Annotated in this window: 12 protein-coding genes, 1 tRNA gene and 1 pseudogene; 11 read left to right on the top strand and 3 right to left on the bottom strand. The window is 32.5% G+C overall.

Annotated features, from left to right (window positions below; all coding sequences use genetic code 11):
- The first annotated feature begins 47 nt into the window (after positions 1–47).
- The 7 genes and pseudogenes from BST83_RS15150 (at position 48) to BST83_RS15120 (ending at position 6221) form a co-directional block, all read left to right on the top strand.
- Positions 48–260 carry a zinc ribbon domain-containing protein gene (locus BST83_RS15150; RefSeq protein WP_104810510.1) on the top strand — a complete coding sequence of 71 codons (213 nt, stop codon included), beginning with the start codon at positions 48–50 and terminating at the stop codon, positions 258–260.
- Positions 261–651: 391 nt separating this feature from the next.
- Positions 652–1079: pseudogene (locus BST83_RS15145) on the top strand (DUF2452 domain-containing protein).
- A complete protein-coding gene (gene folB / locus BST83_RS15140) occupies positions 1080–1436 on the top strand; it encodes a dihydroneopterin aldolase (RefSeq protein ID WP_104810509.1) in 357 nt (118 codons plus the stop codon).
- 95 nt (positions 1437–1531) lie between these two features.
- A tRNA-Cys gene (locus tag BST83_RS15135) sits at positions 1532–1602 on the top strand.
- Between the two features lie 270 nt (positions 1603–1872).
- Positions 1873–2715, top strand: a complete 843-nt coding sequence (locus BST83_RS15130) for an MBL fold metallo-hydrolase (RefSeq protein ID WP_104810508.1) — start codon at positions 1873–1875, stop codon at positions 2713–2715.
- Between the two features lie 5 nt (positions 2716–2720).
- A complete protein-coding gene (locus BST83_RS15125) occupies positions 2721–4358 on the top strand; it encodes a S8 family peptidase (RefSeq protein WP_104810507.1) in 1638 nt (545 codons plus the stop codon).
- 96 nt (positions 4359–4454) lie between these two features.
- The gene (locus BST83_RS15120) at positions 4455–6221 is read left to right on the top strand and encodes a M1 family metallopeptidase (protein WP_240614783.1); all 1767 of its coding nucleotides are present in this window, start codon (positions 4455–4457) and stop codon (positions 6219–6221) included.
- 55 nt (positions 6222–6276) lie between these two features.
- On the opposite strand, the gene BST83_RS15115 is transcribed toward BST83_RS15120, so the two are convergent.
- From BST83_RS15115 to BST83_RS15105, 3 genes are all read right to left on the bottom strand, one after another.
- Positions 6277–6945 carry a LysE family translocator gene (locus tag BST83_RS15115; RefSeq protein ID WP_104810505.1) on the bottom strand — a complete coding sequence of 223 codons (669 nt, stop codon included), beginning with the start codon at positions 6943–6945 and terminating at the stop codon, positions 6277–6279.
- A gap of 147 nt (positions 6946–7092) precedes the next feature.
- A complete protein-coding gene (locus tag BST83_RS15110; RefSeq protein WP_104810504.1) occupies positions 7093–8139 on the bottom strand; it encodes a ferredoxin--NADP reductase in 1047 nt (348 codons plus the stop codon).
- A 10-nt stretch (positions 8140–8149) separates the two neighbouring features.
- A complete protein-coding gene (locus tag BST83_RS15105) occupies positions 8150–9139 on the bottom strand; it encodes an aspartate-semialdehyde dehydrogenase (RefSeq protein ID WP_104810503.1) in 990 nt (329 codons plus the stop codon).
- A 327-nt stretch (positions 9140–9466) separates the two neighbouring features.
- Here BST83_RS15105 and trhO point away from each other — a divergent pair, with 327 nt between their 5' ends.
- The 4 genes from trhO (at position 9467) to BST83_RS15085 (ending at position 15035) form a co-directional block, all read left to right on the top strand.
- Positions 9467–10498 carry an oxygen-dependent tRNA uridine(34) hydroxylase TrhO gene (trhO, locus tag BST83_RS15100; RefSeq protein ID WP_104810502.1) on the top strand — a complete coding sequence of 344 codons (1032 nt, stop codon included), beginning with the start codon at positions 9467–9469 and terminating at the stop codon, positions 10496–10498.
- A gap of 239 nt (positions 10499–10737) precedes the next feature.
- Positions 10738–12288, top strand: a complete 1551-nt coding sequence (locus BST83_RS15095; RefSeq protein WP_104810501.1) for a PSP1 domain-containing protein — start codon at positions 10738–10740, stop codon at positions 12286–12288.
- The gene (locus BST83_RS15090; RefSeq protein WP_104810900.1) at positions 12263–12772 is read left to right on the top strand and encodes a gliding motility lipoprotein GldH; all 510 of its coding nucleotides are present in this window, start codon (positions 12263–12265) and stop codon (positions 12770–12772) included. The genes BST83_RS15095 and BST83_RS15090 overlap by 26 nt, the downstream gene beginning before the upstream one ends.
- Positions 12765–15035 carry a transglycosylase domain-containing protein gene (locus BST83_RS15085; protein ID WP_104810500.1) on the top strand — a complete coding sequence of 757 codons (2271 nt, stop codon included), beginning with the start codon at positions 12765–12767 and terminating at the stop codon, positions 15033–15035. Before BST83_RS15090 ends, BST83_RS15085 begins: the two co-directional genes overlap by 8 nt.
- Positions 15036–15046 lie beyond the last annotated feature (11 nt).

Below are 15046 nucleotides of genomic sequence, written 5' to 3'. Positions count from 1 at the left end.
GTAACAAATTCGTAAATTAACCATCTAATAACCAAACACCATAAACTATGAGCGATCAAATACGAAACTACACCTGTCCAAAATGCGAGAATAAAACCTACAAAGTTGGAGAATTAAGAGCAACAGGAGGATTTTTCTCAAAAATCTTCGATATTCAAAATCAAAAATATACGAGTGTAACTTGCAAACGTTGCACATACACAGAGTTTTATAAGACTAAGACAAGCGGAATTAGCAATGTTTTTGATTTTTTCACCTAATAATTTTGGTTTTTAGCGATATTTCATCCGTAAGGGTCCGTCGCGAAATAAAGTGTATAAAATATGCGAAGTAATTTTGTTGTTTTTAAAGGCACAAAATGTGATAATAGCAGTAGTTACTTGAATATTTTGTAACAAAGAAAAATAGCAAAAGAACAAGTATAGATGTATAGGTTATTTCGTGACAGACCCTAAGTAAAGAAGTTACTATTTAATTTGGGCGTTCCCTTGCAGGTCGTGCTTTCCGTTCTATCTTTTTAGTTTTTTTTTCTTCGCTCAAAAAAAACAACTAAAAAGGATGCCACTGCAATCACTAACGCGGACATTCTTGTCAGTTAAAGTTTTCTAAAATGGAATTTAATAATTGTTTTTTATCGTATTTTTGCAGTATATGAAAGACGATGCTAAAAAACCAGATTTGGTTGTTTTTAACGAAGAAACGCAAAAATACGATGCTGCTTTAAAACCTTACGGAACATCCGCAAGTTCACCCGTAATAAAGCCAACAAATACAGCTACTTGGACGGCAGATGGTGTACGACGTGTAAATAAAATACTCAAAGGTAAGTTTGACGAAGTAAAAAAAGAGTACGAATTATTGATGGAAAATTTCAATATAATGACATGTTATACAATGCTAAATTTGGTTTTGAACCAATTATAGGCGAAACATATCATTTGTATGTAAATAAAAAAGAAGAATTATTTTTATCAATTATAGAACCTAATCAATGGGATTTAGAGCACAAAGGATCGTTTAGATTAAACTCTGATAAAATGTGGGAAAAGGTTGAGAATAGTATAAATGAAGAAGACTAAATGGGCATTATACAAGTAAATAATATAAAACTCTATGCAAACCATGGATGTCTAGAGGAAGAAGAGAAAATAGGATCAGAATATAGGGTTGATGTCGAAGTAAAAGCCAATTTAAGAAAATCTTCAAAAACCGATGATTTGACGGATACAGTAGATTATGTCCATTTAAATCATATTGTAAAGGAAGAAATGGCAATTCGTTCTAAACTGCTAGAAGAAGTGGCACAAAGAATTTTAAATCGTTTTTTCAAAGAATTAAAAATGGTTCAAAAAGCAACAGTTTCTGTGGCAAAAATAAATCCACCAATTGGCGGAAACGTAGAAGAAGTTGTTATAATTCTAACAAAAAAACGATAAAAGCAAAAAACACTTGCAATAGTTGTAAATTTGCGTAAATTTGCAATCCTTAAAACAGCGTCTAAAGTATTAGAATATTGTTTTAAAATTTAAAAGGTGTCTTGGCCGAGTGGCTAGGCAATGGTTTGCAAAACCATCTACAGCGGTTCGAATCCGCTAGACACCTCAAAAATAAAAACCCTAATTTATATTAAATTAGGGTTTTTATTTTTACCCACTTTTTTGAACACATCATTTGAAAGTCTCTTTTTTGTCTATTTCGTCGAGGGCTCTTATATTCTGTAATAACCTGATAAACCTTTAGATTTTTCTTAACAAAAAAACATCTTTTTTTTCTTCATCTTTGTAAATATCAAAATCTATTTGAGTTTGATGCTTTCAAACATTGTTAATTGATTATTTTTATAGATAATTATGAATGATTTAAATTTTTAAGATGAAGATATATCGTATAGAAACAGGTAATTTTAAATTAGATGGGGGTGCAATGTTTGGAGTTGTACCAAAATCAATTTGGCAAAAAACGAACCCTGCAGATTCTAACAACTTGATAGAAATGAGTATGCGTTGCTTGCTTGTTGAAGATGGAAATCGGTTAATTTTAGTAGACACTGGTTTGGGCGAAAAACAATCCGATAAATTCTTTAGTTTTTATTATTTATTTGGTGGTTTTTCTTTGGATGCTTCGCTTGCCAAACTTGGTTTTCATAGAGATGATATTACAGATGTTTTTTTAACACATTTGCATTTTGATCATTGCGGAGGTGTTATCCAAAGAGATAAAAATGATATGCTTATTCCGGCTTTTAAAAACGCAAAAGTTTGGTCTAATGATAACCATTGGAAATGGGCAACGGAACCAAATCCAAGAGAAAAAGCCTCGTTTTTAAAAGAGAATATAAATCCTATAAAAGAAAACGGACAATTAAATTTTATCCATAGAAACGCAAAAGATCAAGTTGGTTTTGATGTTTTGTTTATGGATGGTCATACAGAAAAACAAATGTTGCCAAAAATAGAATATCAAGATAAAACCTTGGTTTTTGTGGCAGATTTGTTGCCTACAATTGGGCATATTCCGTTGCCTTATGTAATGGGTTATGACACAAGACCTTTGTTAACGATCAACGAAAAAGCTGCTTTTTTAAAGGAAGCTGCAGATAATAACTACTACCTTTTTTTAGAACATGATGCAAACAACGAAATTTGTACTGTAAAACACACAGAAAAAGGGGTGCGATTAAATGAAACTTATAAATTTACGGATATATTTAATTAAATAGAATGAAAAGTACAAAACAAATTTTATATACTGCTTTAGCAGTTTTGGCATTTACAGGGTGTAAATCCATTGCAAATATTTCTGTTCCTACAGGATCCACAGTCGCTATTTCTGCAACCGCAAAACAAATGCCATTAACAGATGATGAAAGTCAAAATTGGCAGCATCTAGACTTACTAAAAGATTCGATTCCGGGAATGAGCGTAGAGAAAGCATACGCTTTTTTAACAGGAAAAAAGGGGACAATTGTTGTTGTTGGTGTCATCGATTCTGGAACCGATTTAACACATGAGGATTTAACTACAAATGCCTGGATTAACCCAAAAGAAATTGCAGGAAACGGGATTGATGACGATAAAAATGGTTTTATTGACGACATCAATGGATGGAACTTTTTGGGATCAATTTATATAGAGAATTCTGAGTTGAGTCGTATTATTGCAAATCCGTCAATTGTAGATGCAGCAACAGCAGAAAGAGCAAAAACTGCTTTTGATATCAAGGTTAAGGAAGCAGAAATGAATAAAGAAAGATATGGCCAAATGTTAGCTGCGGTTTCAAACGCAGATAAAACCATAAAAACGCATTTAAATAAAACAGCGTATACAAAAGAAGATGTTTTAGCAATTACATCAACAGAAGAAACCATTGCACAAAGTGCAGCAGTTGCTGGCCAGATGTATAGTTTTGGATTAAGTTCTTTGCAACAAGCGATTGATGAACTTACAGGTCTTGTAGAAACTGCGGATGGTTTGTTAAGTGCTACTGCAACTCAAAATAATTACAGAACTGTTTTAGGTGATAATGAAAACACCATGGAAATTACTATCTATGGTGATAATAAAGTAGGTAATACCATAAAATCTGAAGCTCACGGTTCTCATGTTTCTGGTATTATTGGTGCAGTTAGAAACAATGAAGTGGGTATGAACGGAGTTGCAAATAATGTAAAAATTATGGCAGTAAGAGCAGTTCCTGACGGCGATGAGTATGATAAAGATGTTGCATTAGCAATTCGTTATGCAGTTGATAATGGCGCAAAAGTCTTAAACACAAGTTTTGGCAAAGGGTATTCGCCTAAGAAAGAATGGGTTTGGGATGCCATTAAATATGCAGCTTCTAAAGATGTTTTAATTGTAAATGCAGCAGGAAATGATGGTAAAAATATTGATGAAGAACTAACTTTCCCTAACGATTCTAAAGATTTAAAAACTGAAATTTCAGACAATGTAATTACAATCGGCGCAATGAGCGAATATTACAACGAAAACTTACCAGCCAATTTCTCTAATTACGGAAAAATAAATGTTGATGTTTTTGCGCCAGGAGTTCAAATTTATTCTACAACTCCAGAAAATGAATATCAGAAATTTAGCGGAACTTCAATGGCTGCTCCTTCAACAGCAGGCGTTGCAGCGTTAGTCCGTTCTTATTATCCAAAGTTAACAGCAAGTCAAGTAAAACATATTTTAATGAATTCTGGAACCTTAATTACTTTTGATGTTATTAAGCCAGGTTCACAAAGTAGAGAAAATCCGACAGGAGAAAAAGTTCCGTTTACAGATTTATCAGTTTCTGGTAGAGTTGTAAATGCTTACAATGCTTTATTAATGGCAGACAAAATGGTAAACGGTAAATAATCAATTTAAAAAATAATCAATTATGAAATTTTTTTATCAATAATTTTTGCTTTTATGGTCCTTGTTTCTTGCAGTGAAACAAAAAAACTAACCTACATGCAAAGTGATTCAAATGTAATACCAGCGTATTGGCAGCAACATGTAGCTTACACTATGGATATTGACATGGATGCAAACAACTATCAATATAAAGGAAAACAAAAGTTAGTCTACACAAATAATTCACCAGATGAATTAACTAAAGTTTTTTATCATTTGTATTTTAACGCCTTTCAACCAGGTTCTCAAATGGATGTTCGCTCTTTAAATATTGCAGATCCAGATGGAAGAGTTGGAGATAGAATTAGTAAATTAAAGCCAAATGAAATTGGGTACATAAAAGTGAATACATTAAAACAAAACGGCGCAGCGGTTACTTTTGAAACTGTAGGTACAATTTTAGAAGTTACTTTAAATAAACCAATTAAATCTGGCGAAAGCGTAACTTTTAATATGGATTTTGATGCGCAAGTGCCTGTTCAAATTCGTAGATCGGGAAGAAACAGTAAAGAAGATGTGGCATTTTCTATGGCGCAATGGTACCCAAAAATGGCAGAATATGATTTTCAAGGATGGCAAACGCCACCTTACATTGCAAGAGAATTTCAGGGAGTTTGGGGAGATTTTGATGTAACACTTCATATTGATAAAAGTTTCGTTGTTGGTGGAACAGGATATTTGCAAAATCCGCAAGAAATTGGACATGGCTATGAAGATAAAAACAAGGAATTAAATTTGCCAAAAGGCGATAAATTAACTTGGCACTTTAAAGCACCTAGAGTTCATGATTTTGTGTGGGCTGCAGATCCAGCGTATATTCATGACATTTTTAAAATGAAAAATGGCATTGATTTACATTTCTATTACAAGAAAACGTTAGATGAGAAATATTTAAAATACTGGAAAGACTTGCAACCAAAAACAGCTGAGTTAATGACATATTTTAGTGAACATGTTGGGCAATATCCATACAAACAATACTCTGTAATACAAGGTGGAGATGGTGGAATGGAATATGCAATGGCTACTTTAATTACTGGTCAAAGAAGTTATGGTAGTTTATTTGGTGTAACTGCGCATGAAATGGCACATACTTGGTTTCAATTTTTGTTAGCCACCAACGAAAGTTTTCATCCTTGGATGGATGAAGGTTTTACTTCTTATATTTCTAATAAGGCAGAGAATGAAATTTTAGAAGAAGGTAAAGAAAATCCACATTCAGGTTCTTATAAAGGTTATAAAAATATCGTAAATAGAGGTTATGAAGAATCATTAGCTACTCATGCAGACAGATACAATACAAATTGGGCATATAGCACAGCTAGTTATTCTAAAGGAAATATTTTCTTATCGCAATTAGAATACGTAATTGGGGCAGAAAATGTTGCAAAAGGAATTAAAAAATATTTTATTGATTTTAGCTTTAAACATCCAACGCCAAATGATATAAAACGTACCATGGAGAAAGTTTCTGGTATTGATTTAGGTTGGTATTTAAATGAATGGACTCAAACTACCCATACCATAGATTATGGTATAAAATCGGTTGAAGAAAATGAAATCACCCTAGAAAGAATAGGGCAAATGCCAATGCCAATTGATGTAGAAGTTACTTATACTGATGGTACAAAACAAAGCTATAACATTCCTTTAGAAATGATGAGAGGCAGCAAACCAACAACTGCAATAGTTCTAAAAGATTGGGGTTGGGCATACCCAACATATTCATTTAACGCTGTAAAAACAGTGAAATCGGTAGCGATTGATACGTCTAAATTAATGGCAGACGTAGATGATGATAACAATGTTTTTGAAATAAAGTAAAAAGACTCTAAAATACAGATAAGACCTTTCAGATAGTATAATTTGAAAGGTTTTTTTATTGAATAAATTGATTAATTCTTTCATTTGGGATGAATCCTTTTAAGATTAGAAAAACACCACAAACGACTAAAATAATGCCCATAATTCTTTTTATTCTGTAGGTTAAAATAGGTGTCATCTTATTTTTTAGCTGTTTTGCTAAAAATATTTTACCTAAATCAGTTACAAAATACGTTAAAATAATTACTGCAAAATAACTAAATATTGCATTCTGATTCATATTTAACGTGGGGCCAATTAATAAAACAGTTCCCAGCCAGAAAGCTAAAACGCCAATATTTATAAAGTTTAAAAAGTATCCTTTTAAGAATAATTTTAAATAGTTGTTTTTGATACTAGGAACTTCAATGTCTTTTACAGAGGCTAAACTTTCTTTTTTACTTTCTTTATCAAGGTACGTAATTAAACCGTAAATAATCATCACCAAACCACCAATAAAAAACAATCTTGGATCGTCTTTAATTTTTTCTAGCAAGGATCTGCTGCCATAATACGCAATTAAAATAAAAGAAATATCACCTAAAACAACACCTAAATCAAAAGTAATTGCAGCTTTAGCACCTTTTAAAATACTAGTTTGAATGAGCATAAAAAAAACGGGGCCAATCATAAAAGCCATGAAAAACCCAATAAGAATAGCGTTTTTGAAATCGTAAATATCCATTGGCTAAAAATACTATTTTTTAATTAAAGGATAAAAAGAAAGGATGGAAAAACCATCCTTTCTTATTGAAATGTATTTTTAGAAACTGTTTGTAAATTTGTTTAAAACCTAGATCAAACAATTTCCCAATTCAAGAATTAAACGGTTTTAAACGTCATCAAAATCAATTGTTATTTTTGATGTTGTTGGATATGCTTGACAGGTTAAAATTAAACCTTCTTCAACTTCACTATCCGTTAAAATAGAATTCTTAACCATCACTGCTTTTCCTTCTGTAACTTTACCTAAACAAGAACTGCAAACTCCGCCTTGACAAGAGTATGGTGCATCCAAATCATTACGCAAACTAGCAGCTAAAATACTGTCTGTTTGCTGCATTGTAAATGTCGTTTCTTCATCATCTAAAAGAACTGTAATTTCTGTGGTTCCTTCTTTAATTGCTGATGTTGCATCTTCGTCTACAGAAACTATAAACAATTCGGAATGAATATTTTCTTTGTCTATTTTGTGATTTTTTAACGTTTTAGAAACTTCTTGAATCATTTCTTCTGGGCCGCATAAAAAAGCAGCGTCAAAAGTAGTTTCCTTGTACATGTTTTTTACAAAATAGGTGGTCACATTTTCGTCAATTCTACCTCTTAAAACATTTTTTACATTTTCTCTACTTAAAATATAATGCAATTTAAATCTGTCAGAAAAAGATTCTTTAAGCGTATTTAATTGCGTGTAAAAAATAGTATCCGCAATAGATTTATTACCATAAATTAAGGTAAAATTTGATGTTGGTTCATTTTCTAAAACAGATTTCACCATTGATAAAATTGGTGTAATTCCCGAGCCAGCAGCAAAAGCTATATAGTTTTTGTTCGTTTCTGGGTTGAGTAAAAAGCGTCCTTCCGGAATCGAAATTTCAATTTCATCACCAACTTTAAAATGAGAATTTGCGTAAAAAGAAAAAACTCCTTTTTCAACTGCTTTAATAGCGACTCTAAGTTCGCCACTTTGTGGAGTGGAACAAATAGAGTAGGCTCTTCTAACTTCATCTCCTCTAATTTCTTGTTGTATTGTTATATATTGCCCCGAAATAAAATTAAATTCTGATTTTAAATGTGGAGGTATGTTAAACAAAACAGAAATCGCACTTGCGGTTTCTTGTTTTACTTCTTGTATCTTTACTTTGTAAAATGTTGCCATTAAGAATGTTTTACACCAAATTATTTTCTATTAAATATTCGGCTATTTGAACTGTGTTGGTTGCTGCTCCTTTTCGCAAGTTATCAGCAACAATCCACAAATTTAAGGTATTTTCTTGAGATTCATCCCTTCTTATTCTACCAACAAAAACTTCATCTTTATTATGCGCATTTATTGGCATCGGATAAATGTTGTTTGCTAAATCATCTTGCACAATAATTCCCGGAGTTTCGTTTAATATTTTACGAACTTCTGTAATCTCAAAATCACTATGAAACTGAACATTTACAGATTCAGAATGTCCACCAGCAGTAGGGATTCTAACCGCAGTTGCAGTTACAGAAAAAGAGTCATCACGTAAAATTTTCTTAGGTTCTTTTACCAATTTCATTTCCTCTTTTGTGTATCCGTTTTCTAAAAAAACATCACAATGCGGAATTGCATTTCTTCCTATTTTATAATGATACGCCATTTCGCCAATTATACCAGCTTCTTCATTTTCTAATTGTTGAACCGCTTTTACACCAGTTCCCGAAACAGATTGATAGGTAGAAATTACCACACGTTTCATTTTATATTTTTTGTGCAAAGGCGCTAAAGCCATCACTAACTGAATCGTTGAACAATTAGGATTCGCAATAATTTTATCATCCGCAGTTAACACATCACCATTAATTTCTGGAACCACCAATTTTTTAGTAGGATCCATTCTCCAAGCCGAAGAATTGTCAATAACCGTTGTGCCAACTTCCGCAAATTTTGGCGCCCATTCTAAAGAAGTATCACCTCCAGCAGAAAATAAAGCTATATCTGGCTTCATCTTTACAGCATCTTCTAAAGTTACAATGGTATATTCTTTCCCTTTATAGGTCAATTTTTTACCAGCAGATCTCTCAGATGCAACAGGTATTAATTCTGTTATCGGTAAATTACGTTCTTCTAATACTTTTAACATTACTGTGCCTACCATTCCGGTTGCACCAACTACAGCTATTTTCATTATAAATGTATTTAAAGTGCAAAGATGCTAAAAAAAGAACCGAAATAAATTACTTAAGATGTTATAAATAAGTCAAAGTTTAAAATTTCAGCAATTTTTTTTTTGATGTTTAGAATTAAACTTTTTTGAAGCTATTTCCTGCTTTCCGCACTCGCTTTTTTTGCTGAAAAAGCAAAAAATAGCTCAAACAAATGCTTCAATCAGGGCTAGACTTGTTTACTAGCTTTTCGTTTTTGCCTGCAATTATCAGAAAAATCTGTTAAATCTGAGTCAAAAAAACTAACTTTGCAATCAATAAAACAAATCGTTAAACCTAATTAGTATAGCATGCAACTGTACAATAAGTTAAGCGCTATAGAACGCGCTGCATTAATTGATGAAGCAGGTAAAGACCGCATCACCATTTCTTTTTATCAATATTACAAGATAGAAAACCCACAATTATTTAGAAACAAGTTGTTCTTAGAATGGAATCCATTGGATGTTTTAGGAAGAATTTACGTTTCTTACGAAGGCATCAATGCGCAGCTTTCTGTTCCTTCCGAAAATTTTTACGCATTAAAAAATCAATTAGATACCATTTCTTTTCTAAAAGATATTCGTTTAAATGTAGCTATAGAACACGATAACAAGTCGTTTTTAAAACTCAAAGTAAAAGTTAGAGACAAAATTGTTGCGGATGGTTTACATGATGAAACTTTTGATGTTACCAACAAAGGCGTTCATTTAAATGCCAAAGAATTTAATGAAATGTTAGCAAATCCTGATACTATTTGTGTGGATATGCGAAATCATTATGAAAGTGAAATTGGTCATTTTTACGGTGCAATTACGCCTGATGTTGATACTTTTCGTGATTCTTTAGCTATTATTGAGGAAGATTTAAAAAATAACAAAGAAGATAAAAATTTATTGATGTATTGTACTGGCGGAATTCGTTGCGAAAAAGCATCTGCATACTACAAGCACAAAGGTTTTAAAAATGTTTTTCAATTAGAGGGCGGAATTATAGAATACACGCGTCAAGTAAACGAAGAAGGTGTAGAAAATAAATTTATTGGTAAGAATTTTGTGTTCGATCATAGAAGAGCAGAAAAAATTACAGAAGATGTGCTTTCTAATTGTCATCAATGTGGAAAACCTTGTAATACACATACCAATTGCGCAAACGAAGGCTGTCATTTATTATTTATTCAATGTGATGGATGTTCCGAAAAAATGGAAAACACCTGTTCTACAGCTTGTCAAGAAATTATTCATCTAACTTATGATGAACAAAAAGAACTTCGCAAAGGAAAATACGCAAGTAATAAAATCTTTAAAAAAGGACGTAGTGAAGTTTTGAAGTTTAAGAAATAGCACTTTCATATAATATTTTAAAGACCTCAATTTTGAGTTTTTTTTTGTCAAAAATTTAAGTTTTGCCTCTCAATAAGATTTCATATATTTACTGATTAGACTTTATGAGATTGTGTTTTTATATCAATCTGATAATCAATTATTAATCCAAATAGTGGTTCGTTTTATGGTGTTCGTTTCTAGTAGCAGGTTACTAAAAACTATCAACCAACAACTAACAACTAATAATATATAATTACATGGCATGTGGAAGTTGTGGTACAACAGAAAATGGAGTACCAAAAGGTTGCAAGAGTAATGGTAATTGTGGTACAGGAACTTGTGGAAGTGGTAGTGAAAAACTAGCTGTTTTTGACTGGCTTTCTAACATGACCTTACCCAGTGGAGAAAAGCGTTTTAATATTTATGAAGTCCGTTTTAAAAACGGAAGAAAACATTTCTTTAAAAATACAGAGAATTTAACCATTTCTATGGGTGATGTTGTTGCTGTAGAAAGTTCTCCCGGTCATGATATTGGTATTGTTTCTTTAGGCGGAGAGCTGGTTAGGGTGCAAATGAAAAAGCGCAATATTACTGAAGATCATGAAGATGTTAAGAAGATTTACAGAAAAGCCTCTCAAAAAGACATCGATATTTGGCAAGCGTCCAGAGATAAGGAGGAAGAAACCCAAAGACGGGGAAGAGAAATTCTTGGAAGATTAGGTTTGCAAATGAAACTTTCTGATGTAGAATATCAGGGAGACGGAAACAAAGCTACTTTTTATTATACGGCAGAAACAAGAGTAGATTTTAGACAATTAATTAGAGATTTAGCAAGTGCATTTTCTATTCGTGTAGAAATGAAACAAGTTGGTGCAAGACAAGAAGCCGCAAGATTAGGTGGTATTGGTTCTTGTGGTAGAGAATTATGCTGTTCTACTTGGTTAACAGATTTTAGAAAAGTGTCAACATCTGCAGCACGTTATCAACAATTGTCATTAAATCCTTTAAAATTAGCAGGACAATGTGGTAAGCTTAAATGCTGTTTAAACTATGAATTAGATAGCTATTTAGATGCTTTAAAGTCGTTTCCAAAACAAGAATTGGTTTTAAAAACCGAAAAAGGAGAGGCTGTTTTTATTAAGATGGATATCTTTAAAAAACACTTGTGGTACACGTATAAAGAAGAGCGTTTTAAATGGTTTAGATTAACGTTAGATCAGGTTCAAGAAATTATTGAATTAAATAAAAAGAACGAGAAATCTATTTCGTTAGAAGAATACGAATCTGAAATAGAAATTCCTAAAACGGTCAATTTTGAAGATGCAGTTGGTCAAGATAGTTTAACACGTTTTGATGAGCCAAAAGCAAGTAAGCGCAGAAAAAATAATAGGAATAAAAAACCAGTTGTAGCCGCAGTAAATTCACAACGAGAAAACACGAACAAACCGCAGCAAAACAGAAATCCAAATCCGAATAGGAAACCAAGACCAGCTTCTTCGGACGCAAATGCTGTTCAAGATGTGGTTAAAAAGAAACCACAGAAAAGAAAACCTAGACCTGTTGCAGAGGATGCAAATACAACAAAAGATAGTGTACAAAAGAATCCTCAGCCTAGAAAGCCAATACCCGCTGTAAAACCAAAAGGTGAAGTAAAATTAAAAACCGAAGTAAATCCGAAGGTGGCAGATTCGTCAAATCAGCCAAATCAACCAATAGGAGAAGGTGCTAGTGCAAATAAACCAAGAAGAAACAATAGAAATAGAAAAAATAATAAACCTAAAAATGGAGAGAATCCCCAAGAAAAATAGAAGTTTTGGGTTTTTAATTCTGCTTCTTTTCTTTGTTTCTTGTAATGATAAAATTGAGTTTACCCAATATAAATCAGTACCAGGATCTTCTTGGCAAGCCAATAAAAACATTTCTTTTGAGTTTACTGTAGAAGATACAATTTCACCAAAAGATTTGTTTATTAATATTAGAAATAATTATGAATATCCTTTTAGTAATTTGTATGTGATTACAGAATTAAATTTCCCTAATGGAAACAAAATTGTAGATACTTTGCAATATGAAATGACCGATGAAACGGGTAAATTTTTAGGAAAAGGATTTGCAGAAATTAAGGAAAATAAATTATTTTATAAAGAGCAAAAAGTGTTTCCTACGTCAGGAAAATATCTACTAAACATACGTCATGCAATGCGTAAAAACGGAGAAGTCAAAGTAATTCCGTTTTTAGAAGGTGTGCAAGATGTTGGTTTAAGTATCGAAAAAATAAAAGGAGATGAGTAAAAAAGAAACAATAAATTTTAAAAAGTACCTACTATGGTTTTGGGGTATAATATTTGGCGGATTTACAATTATCATATTTATCTTTTTGTTTGCATCTTGGGGCTATTTAGGGGAGCTACCAACATTTAAAGACTTAGAAAGTCCGGAATCAAATCTTGCAACAGAAGTAATTTCTTCAGATGGTGTTACCATTGGTAAATATGCAAAAGAAAACAGAACCCCTGTAAAGTTTAATGAGTTGCCAGATAATTTAGTGAATGCACTAATTGCAACAGAAGATGAACGTTTTTACGAACATTCTGGAATAGATTTTAGAGGCTTAACAAGAGCAGTTTTAAAGCCAGGAAGTGGCGGTGCGAGTACCATAACGCAGCAGTTGGCAAGAATGTTATTTACTGGCGAAAAATCTAGAAATAAAGTTAAAAGAGTACTTGAAAAAGTAAAAGAATGGGTGGTAGCCACAAAATTAGAAAGCCAATATACAAAGCAAGAAATTATTGCAATGTATTTAAATAAATATGACTTTTTAAATCAGGCAGTTGGTATTCGTTCTGCAGCCAGAATTTACTTTGGTAAAGAACCGATAGCTTTAAAGTTAAATGAATCTGCAATGTTGGTTGGGATGCTAAAAAACTCATCTTATTTTAATCCTTTACGAAGAGCAGAGTTGGTGAAACAAAGAAGAAATGTTGTTTTATTGCAGCTGTCTAAAAATGATTTTATTACTGAAGGAGAGAAAGTTAAGCTTCAGCAATTGTCTTTAGGTCTTAATTATACGCCCGAAAGGCATGATGTTGGTTTAGCGACTTACTTTAGAGCACATTTGCAAAAAATGATGCGAACTTGGGTGCAAGAAAATCCAAAACCAAATGGCGAGCAGTATGATATTTTTAGTGATGGATTAAAAATTTTTGTAACCATAGATTCAAGAATGCAAAAATATGCAGAAGAAGCTGTAAGTGAGCATATGGCTAATTTACAGAAGCACTTTTTTGAGGAACAAAAAAGAAATAAGACAGCACCTTTTTATGATTTAGATGCTGACGAAATTGAAAGAAGTTTTGAAAGAGCTAAAAAGAGTTCAGAAAGATATAGACGTTTAAGAGTAGTAGGGAAATCATCCAAAGAAATAGATAAAATTTTCAATACAAAAACAGAAATGAGCGTTTTCTCTTGGAAAGGAGATAAGGATACAATTATGTCTCCTATGGATTCTATAAAATATTATAAGTTCTTTTTACGTTCAGGATTATTATCAATAGAACCACAAACAGGTCATATAAAAGCGTGGGTTGGTGGTATTGATAATAAACATTTTAAATACGATGCGGTAGCCCAACAAAAAAGACAAGTAGGCTCTACTTTTAAGCCATTTGTATACGCAACAGCAATAAATCAATTAAGAATGTCTCCTTGTGATGAGTTGCCAAATACTCCGTATACAATTCCAAAAGGAAAATATGGAATTCCGCAAGATTGGATGCCAGAAAATTCCAATGGAAAATATGGAGGAATGATTACTTTAAAGGATGCATTAGCAACTTCTGTGAACGTAATTTCTGCAAATTTAATAGACAAAGTTACACCAGAAAATGTTGTGCGTTTAGCAAAAGCGGCAGGTATTGAAACAGAAATTCCGGCAAATCCATCACTAGCACTTGGTGCTGTGGAATTATCATTATTAGAAATGGTAAGCGCTTACAGCACATTTGCCAATAAAGGTTTGCGCGTTAGACCTATGATTATTACAAGAATCGAAGATAAAAACGGAACAGTATTAAAGGATTTTACGCCACAAACTCAAGAAGTTTTAAGTGAAGAATCGGCATATGTAATTTTAGAATTATTAAAAGGGGTAACAGAATCTGGATCTGGTATAAGATTGCGATCAACGTACACTTCAGGTGGAACGGCTGTTACAGGTTTTCCTTATTTATTTACAAATCCTATTGCGGGTAAAACAGGTACAACTCAAAATCAATCTGATGGTTGGTTTATGGGGATTGTGCCAAATTTAACAACGGGTGTTTGGACGGGTGGTGAAGATAGAGCGGTGCATTTTGCAGGTATTTCAAAAGGTCAAGGAGCAACAATGGCACTGCCAACTTGGGCTTTATTTATGAAAAAATGTTATGAAGATAAAACTTTAAAAATAAGTAAAGAAGATTTTATAAGACCAGAAGAACTAACTATTAATTTAGATTGTGCAGGAAAATCGGAAGAGGAAAAGAATACAAATACTGGTGGGGACACCAATTTTTAAAGGATATAGAC

It is taken from the genome of Polaribacter filamentus, assembly GCF_002943715.1.
GTDB lineage: Bacteria > Bacteroidota > Bacteroidia > Flavobacteriales > Flavobacteriaceae > Polaribacter > Polaribacter filamentus.
The sequence above is the reverse complement of the archived record's forward strand: the minus strand, read 5'-3'. Positions and strand labels throughout refer to the sequence as shown.

Coding starts and splice junctions, on each gene's coding strand:
- BST83_RS15105 (WP_104810503.1), bottom strand. CDS start 9,139: ATGAAAATAGCTGTAGTTGGTGCAACCGGAATGGTAGGCACAGTAATG.
- BST83_RS15085 (WP_104810500.1), top strand. CDS start 12,765: ATGAGTAAAAAAGAAACAATAAATTTTAAAAAGTACCTACTATGGTTT.
- BST83_RS15095 (WP_104810501.1), top strand. CDS start 10,738: ATGGCATGTGGAAGTTGTGGTACAACAGAAAATGGAGTACCAAAAGGT.
- trhO (WP_104810502.1), top strand. CDS start 9,467: ATGCAACTGTACAATAAGTTAAGCGCTATAGAACGCGCTGCATTAATT.
- BST83_RS15125 (WP_104810507.1), top strand. CDS start 2,721: ATGAAAAGTACAAAACAAATTTTATATACTGCTTTAGCAGTTTTGGCA.
- BST83_RS15115 (WP_104810505.1), bottom strand. CDS start 6,945: ATGGATATTTACGATTTCAAAAACGCTATTCTTATTGGGTTTTTCATG.
- BST83_RS15120 (WP_240614783.1), top strand. CDS start 4,455: ATGCAAAGTGATTCAAATGTAATACCAGCGTATTGGCAGCAACATGTA.
- BST83_RS15150 (WP_104810510.1), top strand. CDS start 48: ATGAGCGATCAAATACGAAACTACACCTGTCCAAAATGCGAGAATAAA.
- BST83_RS15130 (WP_104810508.1), top strand. CDS start 1,873: ATGAAGATATATCGTATAGAAACAGGTAATTTTAAATTAGATGGGGGT.
- BST83_RS15090 (WP_104810900.1), top strand. CDS start 12,263: ATGGAGAGAATCCCCAAGAAAAATAGAAGTTTTGGGTTTTTAATTCTG.
- BST83_RS15110 (WP_104810504.1), bottom strand. CDS start 8,139: ATGGCAACATTTTACAAAGTAAAGATACAAGAAGTAAAACAAGAAACC.
- folB (WP_104810509.1), top strand. CDS start 1,080: ATGGGCATTATACAAGTAAATAATATAAAACTCTATGCAAACCATGGA.